Origin of the sequence: uncultured Brachyspira sp. (assembly GCF_910588665.1) — a bacterium.
In the GTDB taxonomy this organism is placed as follows: Bacteria; Spirochaetota; Brachyspiria; order Brachyspirales; family Brachyspiraceae; genus Brachyspira.
In genome coordinates this window covers 1-19,307 of sequence record NZ_CAJUPR010000005.1, presented here as the reverse complement: position 1 = coordinate 19,307, position 19,307 = coordinate 1, and the positions used below count along the sequence as shown (strand labels likewise).

Below are 19,307 nucleotides of genomic sequence, written 5' to 3'. Positions count from 1 at the left end.
TTATAATATATACAATATAATGCAAAAAAGTAAAGAAAATTATTAATAAAAATATTGGAAGTAATATAAACGAATAGTATTTTTTATATAAAATAATCTATTTTAAGAAAATGATATCTGTTTTTATTTTTTTCTCATCAATATTAAAAGCATGTTTGAACATATATTTATAATCTGATAATTGAGATTTGTACAGATTTATATTTTCTTTGCTGTATTCAGCTGTTTTATAATCCAAAATAAAATATTCATCATCTTTATTTTTAGTTATAATATCAATTTTTCCTGTTATCATATTTTCGCCGCTGTAATGCTGGAATGTATGTTCTCTGGATACTATCTCTTCATTTCCTGATAATATATTTTGTATATGCTCATTTTCAAATAATTTTTCAAATGCTCTGTTTAAGCTTTTCAGCAGCTGAGTTTTATTATAATGGCTATTATTTTTTAATATATATGATTTAACTTTTTCCAGATATTTTTCTTTTTCTCTGCTATATTTATCAAAATCAAAATATTCAAGCATTTCATGTATTGCCGTGCCTAAATCCTTAGGGGACATAAATATTATATTTTCATCGTATTCATATAATTTATTTATATCATTTTGAAGTTCTGACATTTTTCTATCCAGCATATCCGATATATTAATATAATTTTTATTAGATTGATTAATTTTATTTAGAGAAGGAATTATATTTTCTATAATTTTATTTTCAAATTTTCTGCTGTTACATGCACTATTGGCATCTTCTTTTATTTTTTTTATGTCAAATATATTCATTTCTTCTTTGGGCTTTATAGATAGCCCATACATATAAGTCTTAATAAATTTATTTTCAATATCTTTTAATTCCATTAATTTTTCAGTGTCTTCACTTGCAATATCCGATTTATAATTTTTTATTTCGTCATTAAAATATCTGTTTAGGTATGTTCTATAGGTTTCTCCTCTTAGATATTCTCCTGAAAGCATCAAATTATAGGATGCTCTTGTTAGGGCAACATATAATAATCTTTTTTTTTCGGATATTTCGCTTTTTTTATTATCGTCTTCATTAGATGATGAAAAATTTATACTGTAATGCTTATTTTTAACAGGCAGTTTTATGAAAGGACTTTCTTCTATAAAATCAAAATCTGATAAATACGGTCTTATATAGTTTCCCATTCCTGCTACAAATACATTATTAAACTCTAATCCTTTAGATTTATGTATAGTCATTATTTTTACAGATTCAACGGATAGTTTCGGTATGGAGGAATAAGGTTCATTGTCGTTTGTATTTTTTAAATTAAGTACAAAATCATAAATATTATTTCCTGTCTGATTTTCAAAATTATTTGCCATAGTTTTTAATTTTTCTATATTGGCATAGGAGATTTCGGCATCATTCATAGTCATTAAATAATTATAAAAATTAGTATCAATGCATATAGTTTCTATTATCTGAGAAGCGTTCATCATAGCTGTTTTATTTTCTATATTGTTTAATATTTCTTTTGCCTTTCTTAATTGATTATAATAGCTTTTAGATTCTGCTATTTTTTCAATTTCTTTATAATTATTTTCATTATATACGATTTTAGGAAAATAATCTTTGATATCTAAATTATTTATAAATAAACTGAATAAGAAATCTGATAAATTATTAATATCAATATCAAATAATTCGCTTCTAAGCAGCTGCGGAAGTTTGGCATGATCTCTTAGTATTAAATATTCTAAGAATGTTTTTACTGTCTTTATTTCTTCTCTGGAATAGAATTTATTTCCGCCGTCAATATAGTAGGGTATTTTATAATCGGATAATGCTTTTAAATACATATCCAATCTTTTGAATGTCTGAAGAAGTATAACAGTATTTTTATAGTCTCCGCTGTAATTATTTTTTATATGCTCCGCTATGGCATATGCTTCTAATTGTGTTTTATCGTCCATATATAGATGTATATTTTCATCTTCTATATTGTTGTTGAGCAGAAATACGGATACTGATTTATCTTCCGTTTTTTTGCTGTAAATAAGATCATCATCTTTTGTATATTCAATATAATCATTTAAGAAAACAATATTTTTGAAGAAGTCATTAAAAAAATCTATAAGCATGGAATTGCTTCTGTAATTATTTTTTAAATATCTGACATAACCGCTGAATTTTTTTTGATTATAAGCAAAAGTATTTATATTGGCATTTCTAAATCTGTATATGGACTGCTTTCTGTCTCCTACTATCATCAATTTTTTATCTGTTTTTACTGATTGATTTTCTATTTTTCTTTTTCCGAATACTATTAAGTTAATAAAATTAAATTGAAGAATGCTTGTATCCTGCGCTTCATCAAGTATTAATACAGATATATTGTCCCTTATTTCCTTTGAAATACTTTCATTTTCAAGAGCTTCTATTGCTTTATACATCATATCTTCATGAGAATATATTCCCATTTCCGATTTTAGCTTTTCTATATGATTATACGCTTCTTTTATAAATCTTATTACAATATTATAATTTTCTTTATTTTTTTCTATATCTATGCAGAATAATAATTGATTATAGAGATTTTTTAAATGGTCAATATTTTCTTTAAATTCTTTATTTTTATTTCCGCATGAATTTTTTTTTGATAATACAAGATTAACTGCATATTTTATATCTTCGAATTCATTTTCATTTATATTCTTTATATTATCTATATTTGATAATTTGCTTATGCTGCTTATAGTATTTTTTATTAATACTTTAAAAGATTTTATTGTATTATTTTCGCTTCCGTCATCATTTATTAAAAAATTACTGACATAAGAAATATCATTATAAATTTTACCGTATTTATCTTTAATATTTGAAGCTTCCAATGCTTTTTCTTCAAATTTTTGTATATTTTCTAATCTCGGTTTTATTTTAAGTAAGAAATTTAATATTTTATCTGCAAATATATTTTTACTTTCTTCAGTGGCTATTCTGTATAAGGAACGGATTTTTCCAGCATATTCTTCTTTTCTTAAAATATCAAAAACAGCATTTTTTAATGTTTCCTGAATTTCCATATTGTCTTCAAGTATTGACATATTCGGAGGTATGGAAAGATGCATTGCATTTTCCGCTGCTATAGAGTTTGCAAATGAGTTTATAGTTGAGATTTTAGCGCTTGTAAGTATATCTTTATAAACGCTTTGCCAGTATTTTTTTTCTTTTATGCTTTTATCATCATTTGATTCTTTTATTCCATATATTTTGTTTCTTACTTTTAATCTTATCCTGAGAAGCATTTCATTAGCAGCCGCTTTTGTGAAGGTTATAACTGCTATATCTGATACTTTTTCTTTTTTTTCTAACAGATTTAAATATAGTTCCGTTATTGTGCTTGTTTTTCCAGTTCCTGCTGAGGCATTAACAAAACATATACCGTTATCAAAAAAGCATTTTATTATATTTTCCTGAAGTTCATTCAATTCAAATTTCATATAAATATTATATGATTAATATATAAAAATTGCGAGTACCTGTCAGGCTTAGATTACAGGTTACTAAATATCAGATACAGTTTTAAAGTGATAAAATGGCTCTCTATTCTATCAGCAATATTTTATAAAATACTTGAAAAATATGTTATATATATTATCATATGAAATATTATTATTAAATTTCGGAGAGTTTATGAGTAAAAACAATATAGGTTACATATTTTTTATAGCCTTTATATTTTTGTCTATATTTATAATGTATAAATTATTAAAACCATTCGGTATGATAATATTTTTTGCCGTTGTTTTTTATGTTGTTTTAAATCCGTTATTTATAAAAGCTATGGGTAAAAGCTATAAAAAAAAAGATAATATTTCTATTATAAAAAAAAATACTTTAGCCCTGCTTTTTTCTTTAATATCGCTAATAATATTTTTACTTCCTACAAGCATATTGGCATATACAATAATAGTTCAGCTTATAGATATTTCCAATATAGGAATAAAATATTTTATGAATCTTGATGTGGATAAAGTTATGCATAATTCAAATATAAATAATTTTTTAAAATCTCTTCCGATAGATGTTTCTATGGAGACAATATTAAAAAGAATACAGGATTCCTCTCTTTCTAATTTAACTTTTATAAGTTCTTATTTAACCCACAATGTTGCCAGTTTATTAAAGAGTACTGGAGGATTTGTAAGTTCTTTTATATTTATGATGTTTTCTCTTTTTTTCTTTTTTATAGACGGCGAATATTTAATAGAGCAGGTTAGAACATTAATTCCTATAGAAAGAAAATATCTTGACAGACTTATTAAACAGGTTTCGGAAGGTATTAAAGGCATAGTATTCGGCAATTTATTTACAGGAATATTTCAGGGATTCTGTGCTTTTATAGTATATACTATATTCGGAGTTTCAAATTCTTTTACTTTTGCTTTTCTTACAATAATAGCTTCTTTTATGCCGGTAATAGGCACCACTATAATATGGCTTCCTTTAGGCATTTTATTTATTATTAAGGGTGAGATTATAAAGGCAGTTATATTTGTATTATGTTCTTGGTTTTTTATTACTATACCTGATAATTTTGTACGTCCTCTGCTTCTGGGTAATAGAATAGAGCTTCACCCTTTATTTATTTTCTTTGCCATACTTGGAGGAGTTTTATTCTTCGGACTTTCAGGTATTATACTTGGTCCTTTAAGTTTTATTTTATTTTTTGAAATTATGAAGATATATAATGAGGAGAGGCTTTTTGAGGAAAAAAAGGGAAGAATTGTCAGAAGAAGAAATTATTAGAAGATTTTATATATGAAAAATATACTGATTATAGGAATGAATTATATAGGCGATACTATTTTTATTACTCCTCTTATAAGAGCCGTTAAAAAACATTATAATGATTGTATTATTGATGTTTTAAACGGAGTTATTGGACTTGATATATTAAAAGAAAATCCGCATATAAATAATATAATAGCAAAAGATGATAATGTTCTTGAATATATAAAAAAACAAAATTATGATATAGGTTTTGCCGCCACAACTGCATTTTACGGAGCTTCTCTTTTATATAAGGCTAAAATACCAATAAGAGCTGGAGTAAACAGTGAATTAAGAGGATTTTTGCTTACAGAAAAAACCGCTTGGAAAAAACATAATAGGCATATAGTTGATACTATTTTATCTATATTAAAGCCTATGAATATAGAAACGGACGGAATTAATACTGAAATATTCTTAAATGAAGAGGAAGAGCAGTTTGCAATTAATAAGATGAGGTATTATAAAAATGCTTTATTGGTTCATGGAGGCGCCACTAGGTTAAGCAAAAGATATGATGTTGATAATTTTTCTAAACTTATAGATATGTTTTATAAAGAGTATAAAGTACCTATAATATTAATAGGCTCTAAAGATGATTTAGATTTTTCTAATGAAATGAAAAAGCGTTTAGGAAATAAAATAGCAGATGATTTTACTGATAAATTAAATATTAGAGAACTTATATCTGTAATAAAATATTCTTATGCGCTTATAGGCGGAGACAGTGCCCCTCTTCATATAGCCAATGCATGCGGCATATATTCAATAGGCATATTCGGAGACACTTTGCCTTTAATTTACGGAGTTAGGGGATATAAAGCTGTCAATATAGAAGCAAGAAAAAAATACTGCAAAGCATTAAAAAGTTTTCATTGCGAGTATATAAAAAGAGGATGCAAAACTATAGACTGCTTAAAAAAACTTATGCCTGAAGAGATTCTGCCTTCTCTCTTATATGCTTATAAAAATATATAAAACTGCTGTTAAATATAATTAATAAAAGAAAAAAACAATAAAAAATATTTTTAATCTTACTTAACTGATTTTATATTAAAAAATTATTGATATTATTATAAATTTATTTTTTAAACTATGTTAATATAAGACCTATGAAAATTAGTAATTCTATCAAAGTTATATACAGTCTACAATAAAAATTTACACTTTATATACTATGCCGTTTCTTTCGGCATTGCATCTGAATTCTTCATGATAATAATGCATTACAGCTCAAGATGTGATGCATTTATTATAAAATCAATCTATATTTTTTGTTTTTTTGGAGTGATAGTATATTATATTCCACCTCTTAAAACATTCAAAGGAGATAAAAATGAAAACTATTAAAAAGATTTTGCTGCATCTTTTATACTGCTCTCTTTCAGTGTATCAGCATTCTCAGCAAGCAGTTTCAAGGCTATACTTAATTTGCCTCTTGGTGTCAGTTTGGGTTTGCCTGCAGGAAAACAGTACAAAAATGATAAAAGTGCAAAAGTAGGAGCAGGTTTTGATGCAGGAGTTACAGCTCAGTTAGGTTATATGTTATCATTAAAAGAAGGTTTGGGATTAAGCTTTCTTGGTGAAATATGCTATGCTTATGACACTTGGACAATTAGCTACAAAAGTGATGGTTATAGTATATATGCTTCTACTTCATATCATAGTTTGCAGATTAGCAATACTTCCTAAAATTAATATTAATTCTTTCTCTATAGGTATAGGAGGCGGTGTTAAAATTCCTCTTTCAGCACAAATATATAGTAAAACTACATTTGAAGGTAAAACATTTAAACAAAAGTATAATTATAATACAAAAGGTTTAACTAGCACTGATGATGGTTTAGGCTTATCTCCTGCAGTTATAGGCTATATTAAAGCTACTTTTGATTATTCTTTCTTCTTCACTGATAATATGGCTATGAATTTAGGCTTATGCTTAGGATATGATTTTATGCCTACAAAAAAAGCCTATGATCATAATTATAATGGGACTGGTGTATATAAAAATCAGGAAGGAACTTTTGATATAGGTGTTCAGTTAGGATTTAAATTCGGATCTAAGGCTTAATTAATATTCTTTAAATAAGAGGTTTTTTCCTAATTTTCATTTTAAAAGCATATTATACATTAATTGATTTAATGTATAATATGCTTATTTTTATAAGTAAATTCTACTTTTATGGCAGAAACTGAATTTTTAGGTAAAAGTAATTAAATTAATATATATCATTTTTAATAATTTGCTTTATTTTAAAAAAATAAAAATAAAAATATTTAGGTAAATTTTGTATATAATTACATTTATTTGTCATATAATTTTTTTAATAAATCTATTGTTTTAAAATACAATTAATTATAATATTTATGAAAAATAAATGCGGTTAATAATAGTATATGATGAATAATAATATTGAAAAAAATGATAAGCTTAGAGAAGAATGCGGGGTTTTCGGTATTTACTCTAAAGAGATAAAGAAAGACATATTGAAAACTTTAAATTATGCTCTTTATTCGCTTCAGCATAGGGGGCAGGAGAGTGCAGGAATAACGATATCAAATTATAAACATTTATTTACTTATAAATCTATGGGGCTTGTGTCCGATTTATTTTCAGGAAATATTCCTAAAGACACGGAAGGAAATATTGCAATAGGACATGTACGCTATTCCACCACAGGATCAAGCAGAATAGAAAATGCTCAGCCTCTTGAAAACCTTTTCAGACTCGGACAGATTTCTATAGCTCATAACGGTAATTTAACCAATTCCGAAGAATTGAGAAATGAGCTTGAAGAGGGCGGCGCCACATTTAATGCAACTTCCGATACAGAAGTTATAATAAAACTTATAGCCAGAAAAACGGTTAATAATTTTATTGAAGGCATAAGAGAAAGCATAAATATTATAAAAGGCGCTTTTGCTTTAGTAATAGTTGTAGATGGAAAGCTTATAGGCGTAAGGGATCCATACGGCATAAGACCTTTATGTTTAGGTACAAATTCCAACGGAGATTATTTTCTAACCTCAGAATCATGCGCTTTAGATGCGGTGGGTTCTGAGTTTATAAGAGATATTGAAGCTGGAGAAATGGTTATAATAGATGATGAAGGTGTAAAGTCTTTTAAATACAGTAAAAAAGAAATAAAGCATAGCCCCTGTGCATTTGAACATATATATTTTGCACGTCCTGAAAGTAACATAGACGGCATTAATGTATATAATGTGAGGTTTCAAACTGGTGTTTTATTGGCTAGAAAAAATAAAATAGATGCTGATATAGTTATAGGAGTTCAGGACTCTGGTACTATAGCCGCGCTTGGATTTGCAAAAGAAAGCGGTATTCCATACAGCATAGGTTTGGTAAAAAACAGATATATAGGAAGAACTTTTATTATGCCCGAACAATCCACAAGAGAAGAAACTGTAAAGCTTAAATTTAATCCTTTAAAGCATTTAATATACGGAAAAAGAGTTATATTAATAGATGATTCATTAGTGAGAGGAACTACCAGCAGAATATTAATAGATATAGTAAGAAGGGCGGGTGCTAAGGAGGTTCATTTTAGGTCTGCATCTCCTGTTATTAAAAGCCCTTGTTATTACGGTGTTGATATATCTTCAAAAAAAGAACTTATAGGGGCAAAACTTTCTGTGGAAGAGATTAGAAATGAAATTAATGCTGATACTTTGGAATATCTTACAATAGAAGATATGCTTGAGGCTTTGGAAAACAATAACTATTGTACAGGCTGTTTTACGGGTAATTATCCTGCTGAAATACCTAATAAAATACAGGCTTAAAAAAAATTGCTAATATATAAAAAAATTATGCCTATTGCCTGCATTGACTTTTTTATTAATAAAATTATCATATAACTATGGTAAATGAGGTTATTAAGAATTATGAAAGATGTTTCTTATAAAATTTGTATGAATGAAGAGGAGCTTGTAAATGCTCTTATTGAGGATCAGGATATTATTTATATAGATTATAAGCTTGGAAAGAAAGTTTCTAATATTAAGAATACGGGTAAAATTGCTTGGGGAGTTCTTATAGGAGGGGCTGCGGTTGCAGCAGCTGCTGTAATATCGTCAAAAAAATTCGGAAAAGATAAAGCTTTAATAGCTTCTTTCATAGCATCTGTTCCTTCCGCAGGCATTGCCGTTATTTATATAGGTCTTCCTTCTACCATATCATTAATACAAATACTTATACATGCATATAAAAAAAATGAGTCAATCAATTATGCAAAAGATATTGTACTGAAATTAAGAAATGAATATTATATATCTGAAAAAGACAGAGAAAAATTAATATTAAAAAAGACGGCGGAAGAAAAAGTAAAAGAAGTAAAAATAACAGAAATAAAAAAAACTAAGTAAAAATAAAATATATAAAAATACTTTGGCAGATATAAAGATATCCGTCAAAGTATTTTTTTATTATAAATTATTAAGTCTATTTAAAACTTCTATATAAGCCTCTTCAATAGAACCTAAATCTCTTCTGAATCTGTCTTTGTCTAATTTTTTACCTGTTTCTTTATCCCAGAATCTGCATGTGTCTGGTGTAATCTCATCGGCTAAAAGTATTTCTCCTTTTGAATTTTTACCAAACTCCACTTTAAAATCAACTAAAGTAATGCCTATTTTATCTAAAGCTTCTTTAAGAAGATTATTAATTTTTGAAGCTGCTTCATAAATATATTTTAATTCATCATAATCTGCAAGCTTTAAAGCGGCTGCATGATGATCATTGATTAGGGGATCTCCGTATTCATCATTTTTATAGCAAATTTCAAATATAGTGTTTGCAGGAACCGTACCTTCTTCTATTCCAAGTCTTTTAGACATAGAGCCTGCAATTATATTTCTTACAATTACTTCCAATGGAAAAATTGAAACTTTTTGACATAGCTGTTCTCTGTCATTTAACTTTTCTATAAAATGAGTTTTTACTCCGTTTTTTTCAAGCATCTTAAAAAGCAATGAAGTAATTTCATTATTCATTATGCCTTTATCTTTTATAGATCCTTTTTTCTCGCCGTTAAAAGCGGTTGCATCATCTTTGTAATATACTATTATTTCATCTGCATTATCGGAAGCATAAATTTTTTTAGCTTTTCCTTCATACAGCATTTCTTTTTTTTCTTTAGACATTAATAACTCCTATTATGATTAAACTTTTATATATTTTTCTTTAATTGTATATCTTTTTTAATTATTTTCTATTAAAAATAATTAAATATCAAAGTCTATAGGCTTATCGTTATCTTTAATAAAATCTTCTTTCATTTTTTTTCTGTATTCTATAAGCTTATTTTTTATACTGCTGTATTTTAAAGCCAATATTTCTACGGCAAGCATTCCTGCATTATAGGAATTATTTATTCCTACGGTTGCAACTGTTATAGGTTTAGGCATTTGAACTATAGAAAGTAAAGAGTCCATTCCGTCAAGAACATTCGCACTTATAGGCACTCCTATTACAGGAAGTATTGTTTTTGATGCTATCACGCCCGGAAGATGCGCTGCAAGTCCCGCACCTGCAATTATAACTTCATAATTATTTTCCTCTATATGTTTAATAGTTTTTTCAAGATGTTCGGGCACTCTGTGAGCGGAAAGTATAAATGCTTTATATTCTACTCCAAACTCTTTTAAACAAGAAGCGGCGCCTTTCATTTTATCAGTATCGCTTCTGCTTCCAAATATTACAGCAGCTTTCATAGTATTATCCTTATTTTTAATATTATATATTTATTTTTTATATGTTTTTAGAATATTTTAGTATAAAAATGGCAATACGGCATAGAGCCTTTTTTAGCATAATAATCCTGATGATAATCTTCCGCTTCATAGAAGTTTTTATATTCTCTTACCGAAGTAGCCACATCATAATTTTTATCTCTTAATATTTGAACATATTTTTCGGCTATTTTCTTTTCTTCATCATTTTGATAGAAAACTGCAGATAAATACTGCGGTCCTATATCTGGACCTTGTCCGTTTTTCTGAGTAAAGTCATGCGTTTCAAAAAAAAGTTTGACTAATTCTTCATAAGAAGTTTTATCAGGATCATAAGCTACTCTTACGGTTTCTAAATGTCCTGTAAGTCCTGTACATACCTCATAATAAGTAGGATTAACTTTATGACCTCCTGCATATCCGCTGACAACAGAAAGCACTCCTTTAGATTTTTCAAACCAATATTCCGTTCCCCAAAAGCAGCCTGATGAAAAATATGCATATTTAACATTATCGGGCATCTGCGTATTTCTATTCATATTATTGTCCTCTTTATTATTAATATTTTGGCTTTTAATATTCTGAGAGCAAGATATTATTGATAATAAAGCTGAAATTATTATTGTTTTTTTTATCATATAATTTTCTCCGTCAGTATTTATTCTTTATTATCATTATATTGCTTATTTTTCTGAATTTTTATTAGTAAATTTGCTTATAAAATCTAAGGAAACCGAATTAATGCAATATCTGATGTCTTTTTTTGTAAAGTTTTCTCCGTAAAATACATGCCCTAAATGTCCGCCGCAGTTTGCGCATACCGTCTCAATTTTATTATCTTCAGGGATAAGTTTAACATTTTCTTTTATTGCATCATCAAAACTAGGCCAGCCTGTTCCAGAGTCGAATTTTGCTTCTGAGCTGAATAAAGGAGTTTCGCATATTCTGCATATATATATACCATCTTCTTTAAGATGTAAAAGATCTCCCGTGAATGGTATTTCGGTGCCTTTATTTATTAATACATGATATTCTTCATCAGATAAGTTTTTGTTTGTGCTGTATACTATGTATTCATTATTCTGTTTTTCATTGCATGAAATAATGATTGCAAGCCATATAACAGTAAATAATATATTATTTCTCATAATATTTATTATAGTAATAATTATTTTTAAATCAATAGCTTTCTTTTATATATTTCTATCTGTATGTTTTTATTGGAAATGAATATGCAGTTCTGTCTTTCAAATCAAATATATTACCTGATGCATCTATAATTTTATAATCAAACATATGAGTAAATTTTTTATATTTTATTTTAGAAGGCAGCTGTATAGCTTCTATATTGCCTGAGTATGCATCTATTCTGTATAATACCATAGAGTCAATTTGAGTGTTTGACATTTTTTCCTGAATAATAGCGGGTGTATCTAAATATACTTTATTATCTTCTTTAAGATAGAAAAAACCTCCGATATAGTAATTAACAAAAGAAAGAAATTGTATTTTCCAAATTATTTTTTTATCGCTGTACAGAGATATATATTCATTGTTGTCAATAAGAAGTAAATCTTTTCCTCCTGCATTAAATATTTTTGATGCTTTAATTTCAGAGTATTGTATTAATTCTTTTGTTTCGGTAAGTGTATTAAAGTTTAAATGATTAATAATTCTGATTTCTGAAGCAGAAGGATATGAAAATATCTCTCTTTTTTCATCAAAAGCTCCGTTTACTATTAAAATATTTTCTTTTAATGTATATACAATTTTTTTTGTATGTATATCATATATAAACACTTTCATAATATTTATATCTCTTGCTCTTATAAATATATATCTAGGATTTACTGTAAAATTCGCCTCATAAACATATAGATTTGTTATTTCTAATAAAACTTTATTCGTTCCTATTTCTATTATCTTAAATATATTATGCTGATCATCTTTGCCTGCAACCGATATTGTCATTATTGCCGTTCCGTCTAGAGATATATCAAGTATTGAATATGATCTTGCATTTTTATGAAATATTCTGCATATATCTAATTTAAAATCATATAAAAAACTATTCCAAGTTCCTTTATAATAAGGAGCGAATATGCCTTTATTATTTTTATGATCTATATAAATATAATAATCTTCTTTATCAATATCATTGTATATTACATTATGTTTTGATATCATATATTGATTATCTCCTAATTTTTTATTTTCACCGTCATCATAAGTTCTATTTCTTTTTTATCAGTATTTTCAAGTATTGCAAAATTATCATAAGTTTCTATAACTTTGGCTGAGCCTATAAAAGTTTCAATATTTTTATAGTATCTGTATTTATAAAGCATTTCGCTGGTGTACCAAACATCTCCGTTTTCATTTGTTCTAACTCCCATATATTCTTTTGTATTTTCATTTGTATGAATAAAATTTTTCGGGCTGTTGCTTATATTAGTTGAAATACTTTTTTCATTGGGTAATTCCAGTACCTTATCTGTTTTATATATATTAAATTCATCGCCTTTTTTTATATTATTTATTTTTCCTAAATTTATATAAATTTTATTATCCTCTATTCTTGTTATTATTCCAGTAAGAGGAGGATTTTTAAGAAATTCAGTAATTTTATTTGCTGTTTTATTTAAAGCTATATAAGAAGCCCTGCCAAGAGCAGTTTCTATAAAAAGAGCGTCTTCCGATGAATATACGGGGCTATTATTAGGCAATGTATAACTTCCGCTGTCTGTAAAAGACTGAACAGTTTTTAATGAGTTTATATCTATTAAATTTACTTTGAACTCTGCATTTGCCGTATCTTTTCCGCCTTTTTTTAAATTGAAGTTTAGTATTTCTCCCGTTATTATGTAATCCGAATTAAATGTTTCTTTAATAAAATCGGAAGCCACCTGCAAATTAGTCTTTAAAATTTTATATGATGCCACTATTTCATAAGAACTGAAGTACGATATGAGAAGATCATAATCGGTAGCATTTATCATTTTTGTATTTATTAATACATCTCCCAGTATTCTCGGCATACCGTCATCGGCATTATATTCTTCTATCCAAGATTCATTAATGCTTGAAAACGGAAGAATAGTTATAGTTACAGGGTATATATTAATGCTAAAGAAAAGTATCAGTAATAATGTAAATTTGTTTTTATGAAAAATCATATACTAGTAGTCTTTGTCTATTTCCTTGCAGTCTTTTCTATGTTTTCGGCATAACATTAAAGTATTTAATGATATTAACGAAAGAATTAGTCCGAAAATAAATATAATTTTTTTTAAAAAATTCATAGCAAAAATCCAATAATTTTATATGAATATATTATATTATATTATATTATATTATAAACTTTAACAATTTCAATATTTAACATAAAGATTTTTACATAAAAATATATTTGACAACTCAATTAACATAATATATTATATATAAATGAATAAAAAAGATAAAAATATTAATGATAATGCTTTAAGAATAATAAGTCAGGCTAATAAAAAAGCCGTTTTTTTAATAATTTTTTCCGCATTATTTTCATTAACTTTTATCGGTTTATTATTTTATTATTTTTTTGTAAGCAAATTGGATATAGCAAAAAGAAATGATAAGCCTTTATATTTTTCAATTTTATTTGTAGATGATAATAATATTTACGGGGCTTATGCAGGTATAGTATCCTCTCTGAATAACAGAATAGGCTTAATAGGACTTCCAAGAAATTTAGCATTACATAATAACAGAGATTCCATTTATTTAGAGCTGAATAAACTCTATAAAGAAAAAGGAGAAAAAGCAGTTTTTAAGGTTATTGAAGCTTCTTTAAATAAAAAAATAAGCTATAATATTACAGTTAATAATAGTCAAATATCTGATATCATAGATTTAATAGGCGGCATTAAAATGTATATTGAAGAGCCTATTTATTATAAAGATGAAGAAAAAGGCTATGAACTTTCATTTGATATAGGCGAATGGGTTTTTACTGGAAAAAAAACAATATCATATTTACATTATTTGAATATGAAAGGTTATGAAGATATAGAGACTTTATATAAATTGGAGGATATTATAGTTAATTCTATGATAGGCTTAATACAAAGCCATCAGCTTAGAAATATAATTAGTTCTAAGGATATGAGGAATGCTTTATTTTATAAGATAAAAAGCAATTTAAGACCTCCCGACATAAAGGCATTTATGAATATACTTGCAAACAGTAATGAAAGGACTCTGGTTATAGAAAATATAGATGCAAGAGTTAATGATGACGGAGTTTTAACACCTATATTCAACGGAAGAGCTTTTATTAAGCAGATGGAAGATTTAACTTTGTATGTGGAGCTTAAAACTCAGAAGAGCAAATTAAATAATGAAGATGTAAGCTTAACGGTTCTTAATGCCACTTCTGTTGTGGGACTTGCAGACAGAGTAAATATCAGAATGCGCTACAGAGGTTTTTCGGCTGGAGAATACGGCAATTTCGGAATTAGGCTGAATGAGAGTGTGGTTCTTATCAGAGACGGGCAGATTGAAAAAGCATTTATGGTTGCAAATGAAGAAAGGATTGCAAGAATATATGCAAAAACCGACAGAAGAGTATTAAATAATGCAGTATTAATTTTGGGGAATGATTATTATGAAATTACGCAATAATAAAAAAGAAGATAAAGAATTTTCAAATAATGATGTTAATGAAGTTTCAGAAACAAAATTGAAAAAGAGAAAGAAAAAAATTATAGATAAAAACAAAGCAAAAGAGCTGACTTTAAAAGCGGCTAAGGCTTTGCATAATAAAAAACTTGAAGATATTGTTATATTAGATTTGGAGGAAGTTACAAGTTTATCCGACTTTTTTATATTGGCTACAGCTTCTTCTTCCCCTCAGATGAAAGCGGGCTCCGATGCAGTTTATAAAGATTTAAAACTTGAAGGAGTTCTCCCTTATGCGCAGAACAATAATGATACTCAGTCCGTATGGTATTTAAGCGATTATGGATTTTTGGTTGTGCATATATTTACCGAAGAGGGCAGAGAATATTACGATTTAGATAAATTATGGCATGAGGCTAAGAAAATAGATATGCCTGAATTTTAACTTTAAGGAGTATTATATATGAGACAAAAATTAATCATTATACTATCTTTTATGCTTGTATTTTCAAAATTATCTTTTGCCGAAAGCGGCTGGCAGTTTGGAATTATGGTTCCAGTAGGTGCTAGTTTCAGTTTTTATAATGTAAACTTTTTTAAAGATGCCCCTTCAGATTATGTAAATAATTATAAGAAAAAAGTAGGCTCTGTTGGATTTGATAGCGGAATAAATATTAATGCAGGATATTTGATAACGGACGGAAATAAAGGAATAAGTTTATTATTAGATTTGGGTTATTCGCATGATACATTTTCTTTAACTGATTTTTATAATAATAACGGCGTTAATGTGAATAAAAAAGAATACTATACTTTTGAAAGCTTATCTTTGGGAATACTGCCTAAATTTCACTATAATAATTTTGCTTTCGGATTGGGCATAGGAGTAAAAATACCAATGCATTTAACACATACATTAGAATCGTCGCATGATAATACTATTACAGAAATGACTAGTTATTATAAAGTTTCCCAAATGAATGATGTCATGAAGAATGCAGTTATGACTTATATTAAACTTACATTTGACTATTCTTTTTATGTGCATAATGAAATTGCTGTTGTACTGGGTGCTTATATGGGTACTGATTTCGGTATAGATTTAAGAGGTGCTGAAAGAGAATATGTTGACAGCAGAAATTTGGCCTCATTTGATTTAGGCGTTCAGTTAGGCTTGAAATTCGGGCAGGGTATATTCGGTTTATAATATTTATGTATTATATGGTGTGGAAATTTGCAAAAAAATATCAATTATGTTATAATTTTTACACTAAAATATTTAAGTGCCTGTAGCTCAATTGGATAGAGCATCAGATTGCGGTTCTGAAGGCTGGAAGTTCAAATCTTCTCAGGCACATTGAATCCTAATAAGGAGAGATGTCCGAGCTGGCCTAAGGAGCACGATTGGAAGTCGTGTGTGCGTAAAGTACCGTGGGTTCGAATCCCACTCTCTCCGTGTATAGTTCTTTTTAATTTTTACATCTCTTATAACAGGGTTCTACGGCAATTGATGATGAATCCGCCAGGTTCGGAAGGAAGCAACGGTAAGTCAGCCCAATTGGGTGCTAGTTTTCCTGTTATAAGGGGCTTTTTATGTATATATCTTAATTTTTTTATTATTTATTAGCAAACAACTTGACAAAATAATGTATTTTTATACAATATATTATTATTATATTATTATATTATTTTTTTAGGAGAAAATATAAATGGCTACTAAAAAGAAAGAAACTTCTGAAATAAAAAAAGACGGTAAAAGCGAAGCTATTGAAGCTATTACAGATCAGATAAATAAAAAATATGGTGCTGGATCATTTATGAGGCTTGGAAGCAATAAAACCGTTAATGTTGGTGTTATTTCCACAGGAGCATTAACGCTTGATCATGCTTTAGGCGTAGGCGGAGTGCCAAGAGGAAGGATAATAGAGATTTACGGACATGAGGCATCTGGAAAAACTACTCTTACGCTTCATATTATAGCTGAGGCACAGAAGGCTGGAGGATATGCGGCTTTTATAGATGCCGAACATGCTTTGGATCCTATATATGCAAGTGCTTTAGGTGTTGATATTGATAATTTATATATTTCTCAGCCTAACAGCGGCGAAGAAGCTTTGGAAATATTAGAAAAAGTTGTTTCTTCCACAGCTTTCGATATAGTAGTTGTAGATTCTGTTGCGGCGCTTGTTTCTAAGGCGGAACTTGCGGGAGATATAGGAGACGCTCATATAGCTTTGCAAGCCAGACTTATGAGTCATGCTCTGAGAAAACTTACAGCTATAATAAGCAATACCAATACTGCTGTAATATTTATTAATCAGTTAAGACAGAATATTGCAACTACAGGTTACGGTGCAGGTCCTACTGAAACTACAACAGGCGGTAAGGCTTTGAAGTTTTATTCTTCAGTAAGGCTTGATATCAGAAGAACTGAATGGATTAAAAAAGGCGATGAAACTATAGGTCATAAAGTAAAGATAAAAGTAGTGAAAAACAAATTATCATCTCCATTTAAAATTGTTAATTTGGAAATAATATTCGGAAAAGGCATATCATCTGAGGGGCTTTTAATTGATTTGGCAATGGAGGCGAAAATAATAACAAGAAGCGGAGCTTGGTTTTATTACAACGGCGAGCAGATTGCACAGGGTAAAGAAAAGGTGAGGGAGCTTCTTGCATCGGATACTAAAATGCGTATGGAGCTTGAAATACAGATTAGAGAAACATTAAATATGGGCGGAGCGGATAAAGTAAAAGAAAAGCTTGCTGAATATTTAGAAGAGCAGAAAAACGGCGGCGTTAAAGAAGGTTCAAAAGAAGATAATGAAGATGAAAATTCAGAAATTAAATCTTCAAGCAAAAAATCTAAAAAGAAAGATGAAGATGATTCTAATCTTTTAATGAGTGTACAAGAGGCATATTCCAATGATGAAACTTACAGCGATAATGATTTTGAGGATACTATTGTAACTCCAGTAAAAAATTAATAATTATAAGTAAAATAATTTATTTTTTAATACAGGGCTTTATATTGAGCCCTTTTTTTATTTTAAATAAAAAGGCATATACATATTTTTATAAAATGATATAATATTGCTTATAAAATTAATTATAGAATGTTTTTTAATGAAGCAGATAAAATTTTTATATATTTTTATAATATATGCTTTAATAATATTTAAGCCTTTAAAAGCTCAGACTAATATGCAGGCAGGTCTCTATATAGGTGCGGATTTAAAGGGAAGATTCAGCCCTTATTTTGACGGCGGCGGAAGAATCATGCTTTTTTACAGATTTATATCTGATATGTTTCCAGGATATATTTGGGAGGGAATAAAAACCGATGTAGGTATGGAAGATCATATAAGCGCCGAAATGAATAGGCTTACATTTTTTGTTAATAGTTCTATTTCGGAGTATTTTAATATAGATGTAAAATTATCTATGCTTAATTATTATCTTTCTTATGCCAAAAGGGGATTTGTAAATTTTAATAGTCCTAATGATGATTTTTCAGTTTCAGGAATATCAAGTGCGCATAAAACTTCAAATTTATCATTTGAAGCTGAAGTTACGCCGACATTTAAAATAAGTTTTTTAAAATCCTTATTTGACGGAAGAGGATTAACTATACAGGCAGGGCTTGCTTTTAAATATGCATATAATAAATTTGGAAAGTATTATTTAGATTATGATTTATTATTAATTAGAGATCAAAATGATATATCATATAAGCTTGATTCTATGTTTATTTTTGATTTAATGCCTTTAAAAGTCGGAGTTAATTATATGCTTGCCTATATGAACAATACTAAGCAATTATGGCATTCTATAGGTGCTTATGCTAATTTTGAATATGAGTTTTTAAATAGAATATATACGGAAATTGATTTAAAAATAGGTCAGTATATAGAACATCCTAAGTTTACTGCAACATTATACTTTGATTTAAATGCTATGATAACATATAGAATAATATGATAAAGTTTTTTATTATTTTTATTATTGCTATGCCGCCATTAATGGCGCCTACTCGGTCGAACTCGGCTGATTACGGCGGGTTTATAAATAATCCCGCCGCCTCGTTCTTGC

Annotated in this window: 18 protein-coding genes, 2 tRNA genes and 1 other RNA gene; 14 read left to right on the top strand and 7 right to left on the bottom strand. The window is 28.0% G+C overall.

All coding sequences use genetic code 11. The features are described 5' to 3' along the window. Positions 1-97: 97 nt before the first annotated feature. Positions 98-3,472, bottom strand: coding sequence for an exodeoxyribonuclease V subunit beta (locus QZ306_RS04805; protein WP_295161712.1), 3,375 nt, complete (start codon positions 3,470-3,472; stop codon positions 98-100). Between the two features lie 193 nt (positions 3,473-3,665). On the opposite strand from QZ306_RS04805, the gene QZ306_RS04800 reads away from it, so the two are divergent. From QZ306_RS04800 to QZ306_RS04775, 6 genes are all read left to right on the top strand, one after another. Next, a complete protein-coding gene (locus QZ306_RS04800) occupies positions 3,666-4,781 on the top strand; it encodes an AI-2E family transporter (protein ID WP_295161710.1) in 1,116 nt (371 codons plus the stop codon). Between the two features lie 12 nt (positions 4,782-4,793). Continuing rightward, entirely contained in the window at positions 4,794-5,783 is a 990-nt protein-coding gene (locus QZ306_RS04795) for a glycosyltransferase family 9 protein (protein WP_295161709.1), read from the top strand. Positions 5,784-6,236: 453 nt separating this feature from the next. Then, positions 6,237-6,497: a hypothetical protein gene (locus QZ306_RS04790; protein ID WP_295161707.1), complete on the top strand. Its 261-nt coding sequence runs from the start codon at positions 6,237-6,239 to the stop codon at positions 6,495-6,497. After that, the gene (locus tag QZ306_RS04785; RefSeq protein WP_295161705.1) at positions 6,400-6,876 is read left to right on the top strand and encodes a hypothetical protein; all 477 of its coding nucleotides are present in this window, start codon (positions 6,400-6,402) and stop codon (positions 6,874-6,876) included. The genes QZ306_RS04790 and QZ306_RS04785 overlap by 98 nt, the downstream gene beginning before the upstream one ends. A gap of 329 nt (positions 6,877-7,205) precedes the next feature. Then, on the top strand, positions 7,206-8,609 hold the full coding sequence (gene purF / locus QZ306_RS04780; protein WP_363322627.1) for an amidophosphoribosyltransferase: 1,404 nt from the start codon (positions 7,206-7,208) through the stop codon (positions 8,607-8,609). Between the two features lie 102 nt (positions 8,610-8,711). Continuing rightward, on the top strand, positions 8,712-9,191 hold the full coding sequence (locus tag QZ306_RS04775) for a hypothetical protein (RefSeq protein ID WP_295161701.1): 480 nt from the start codon (positions 8,712-8,714) through the stop codon (positions 9,189-9,191). Positions 9,192-9,251: 60 nt separating this feature from the next. On the opposite strand, the gene purC is transcribed toward QZ306_RS04775, so the two are convergent. The 6 genes from purC to QZ306_RS04745 form a co-directional block, all read right to left on the bottom strand. Beyond that, positions 9,252-9,968 carry a phosphoribosylaminoimidazolesuccinocarboxamide synthase gene (purC, locus tag QZ306_RS04770; protein ID WP_295161700.1) on the bottom strand — a complete coding sequence of 239 codons (717 nt, stop codon included), beginning with the start codon at positions 9,966-9,968 and terminating at the stop codon, positions 9,252-9,254. A gap of 81 nt (positions 9,969-10,049) precedes the next feature. Then, a complete protein-coding gene (gene purE / locus QZ306_RS04765; protein ID WP_295161699.1) occupies positions 10,050-10,538 on the bottom strand; it encodes a 5-(carboxyamino)imidazole ribonucleotide mutase in 489 nt (162 codons plus the stop codon). Positions 10,539-10,585: 47 nt separating this feature from the next. Next, complete coding sequence (gene msrA, locus QZ306_RS04760) at positions 10,586-11,194, bottom strand: peptide-methionine (S)-S-oxide reductase MsrA (RefSeq protein ID WP_295161697.1); 609 nt, start codon at positions 11,192-11,194, stop codon at positions 10,586-10,588. A gap of 45 nt (positions 11,195-11,239) precedes the next feature. After that, a complete protein-coding gene (gene msrB, locus QZ306_RS04755) occupies positions 11,240-11,704 on the bottom strand; it encodes a peptide-methionine (R)-S-oxide reductase MsrB (protein WP_295161696.1) in 465 nt (154 codons plus the stop codon). A gap of 55 nt (positions 11,705-11,759) precedes the next feature. Further along, complete coding sequence (locus QZ306_RS04750; protein WP_295161694.1) at positions 11,760-12,743, bottom strand: hypothetical protein; 984 nt, start codon at positions 12,741-12,743, stop codon at positions 11,760-11,762. Positions 12,744-12,757: 14 nt separating this feature from the next. Further along, entirely contained in the window at positions 12,758-13,732 is a 975-nt protein-coding gene (locus QZ306_RS04745) for a hypothetical protein (RefSeq protein WP_295161692.1), read from the bottom strand. 268 nt (positions 13,733-14,000) lie between these two features. Here QZ306_RS04745 and QZ306_RS04740 point away from each other — a divergent pair, with 268 nt between their 5' ends. The 8 genes from QZ306_RS04740 to QZ306_RS04705 all read left to right on the top strand — a co-directional run bounded on the left by QZ306_RS04740 (position 14,001) and on the right by QZ306_RS04705 (position 19,196). Beyond that, positions 14,001-15,218, top strand: coding sequence for an LCP family protein (locus QZ306_RS04740; RefSeq protein ID WP_295161690.1), 1,218 nt, complete (start codon positions 14,001-14,003; stop codon positions 15,216-15,218). Next, positions 15,202-15,660, top strand: a complete 459-nt coding sequence (rsfS, locus tag QZ306_RS04735; RefSeq protein ID WP_295161689.1) for a ribosome silencing factor — start codon at positions 15,202-15,204, stop codon at positions 15,658-15,660. Before QZ306_RS04740 ends, rsfS begins: the two co-directional genes overlap by 17 nt. Positions 15,661-15,678: 18 nt before the next feature. Continuing rightward, the gene (locus QZ306_RS04730) at positions 15,679-16,422 is read left to right on the top strand and encodes a hypothetical protein (RefSeq protein ID WP_295161687.1); all 744 of its coding nucleotides are present in this window, start codon (positions 15,679-15,681) and stop codon (positions 16,420-16,422) included. Positions 16,423-16,498: 76 nt separating this feature from the next. Further along, positions 16,499-16,572: transfer RNA gene (locus QZ306_RS04725), tRNA-Arg, on the top strand. Between the two features lie 14 nt (positions 16,573-16,586). Continuing rightward, positions 16,587-16,671: transfer RNA gene (locus QZ306_RS04720), tRNA-Ser, on the top strand. A 32-nt stretch (positions 16,672-16,703) separates the two neighbouring features. Beyond that, positions 16,704-16,798: signal recognition particle sRNA small type (ffs, locus tag QZ306_RS04715), an RNA gene on the top strand. 126 nt (positions 16,799-16,924) lie between these two features. After that, complete coding sequence (gene recA / locus QZ306_RS04710; RefSeq protein ID WP_295161686.1) at positions 16,925-18,202, top strand: recombinase RecA; 1,278 nt, start codon at positions 16,925-16,927, stop codon at positions 18,200-18,202. A 139-nt stretch (positions 18,203-18,341) separates the two neighbouring features. After that, positions 18,342-19,196 (top strand): toxin A, encoded by an 855-nt coding sequence (locus QZ306_RS04705; protein WP_295161684.1) that lies wholly within the window; start codon positions 18,342-18,344, stop codon positions 19,194-19,196. The last annotated feature ends 111 nt before the right edge of the window (positions 19,197-19,307 follow it).

What these genes read in the sequence shown, in the direction of transcription:
- QZ306_RS04805 (WP_295161712.1), bottom strand. Translation starts at nt 3,472, where the DNA reads ATGAAATTTGAATTGAATGAACTTCAGGAAAATATAATAAAATGCTTT.
- QZ306_RS04800 (WP_295161710.1), top strand. Translation starts at nt 3,666, where the DNA reads ATGAGTAAAAACAATATAGGTTACATATTTTTTATAGCCTTTATATTT.
- QZ306_RS04795 (WP_295161709.1), top strand. Translation starts at nt 4,794, where the DNA reads ATGAAAAATATACTGATTATAGGAATGAATTATATAGGCGATACTATT.
- QZ306_RS04785 (WP_295161705.1), top strand. Translation starts at nt 6,400, where the DNA reads ATGCTTATGACACTTGGACAATTAGCTACAAAAGTGATGGTTATAGTA.
- purF (WP_363322627.1), top strand. Translation starts at nt 7,206, where the DNA reads ATGAATAATAATATTGAAAAAAATGATAAGCTTAGAGAAGAATGCGGG.
- QZ306_RS04775 (WP_295161701.1), top strand. Translation starts at nt 8,712, where the DNA reads ATGAAAGATGTTTCTTATAAAATTTGTATGAATGAAGAGGAGCTTGTA.
- purC (WP_295161700.1), bottom strand. Translation starts at nt 9,968, where the DNA reads ATGTCTAAAGAAAAAAAAGAAATGCTGTATGAAGGAAAAGCTAAAAAA.
- purE (WP_295161699.1), bottom strand. Translation starts at nt 10,538, where the DNA reads ATGAAAGCTGCTGTAATATTTGGAAGCAGAAGCGATACTGATAAAATG.
- msrA (WP_295161697.1), bottom strand. Translation starts at nt 11,194, where the DNA reads ATGATAAAAAAAACAATAATAATTTCAGCTTTATTATCAATAATATCT.
- msrB (WP_295161696.1), bottom strand. Translation starts at nt 11,704, where the DNA reads ATGAGAAATAATATATTATTTACTGTTATATGGCTTGCAATCATTATT.
- QZ306_RS04750 (WP_295161694.1), bottom strand. Translation starts at nt 12,743, where the DNA reads ATGATATCAAAACATAATGTAATATACAATGATATTGATAAAGAAGAT.
- QZ306_RS04745 (WP_295161692.1), bottom strand. Translation starts at nt 13,732, where the DNA reads ATGATTTTTCATAAAAACAAATTTACATTATTACTGATACTTTTCTTT.
- QZ306_RS04740 (WP_295161690.1), top strand. Translation starts at nt 14,001, where the DNA reads ATGAATAAAAAAGATAAAAATATTAATGATAATGCTTTAAGAATAATA.
- rsfS (WP_295161689.1), top strand. Translation starts at nt 15,202, where the DNA reads ATGAAATTACGCAATAATAAAAAAGAAGATAAAGAATTTTCAAATAAT.
- QZ306_RS04730 (WP_295161687.1), top strand. Translation starts at nt 15,679, where the DNA reads ATGAGACAAAAATTAATCATTATACTATCTTTTATGCTTGTATTTTCA.
- recA (WP_295161686.1), top strand. Translation starts at nt 16,925, where the DNA reads ATGGCTACTAAAAAGAAAGAAACTTCTGAAATAAAAAAAGACGGTAAA.
- QZ306_RS04705 (WP_295161684.1), top strand. Translation starts at nt 18,342, where the DNA reads ATGAAGCAGATAAAATTTTTATATATTTTTATAATATATGCTTTAATA.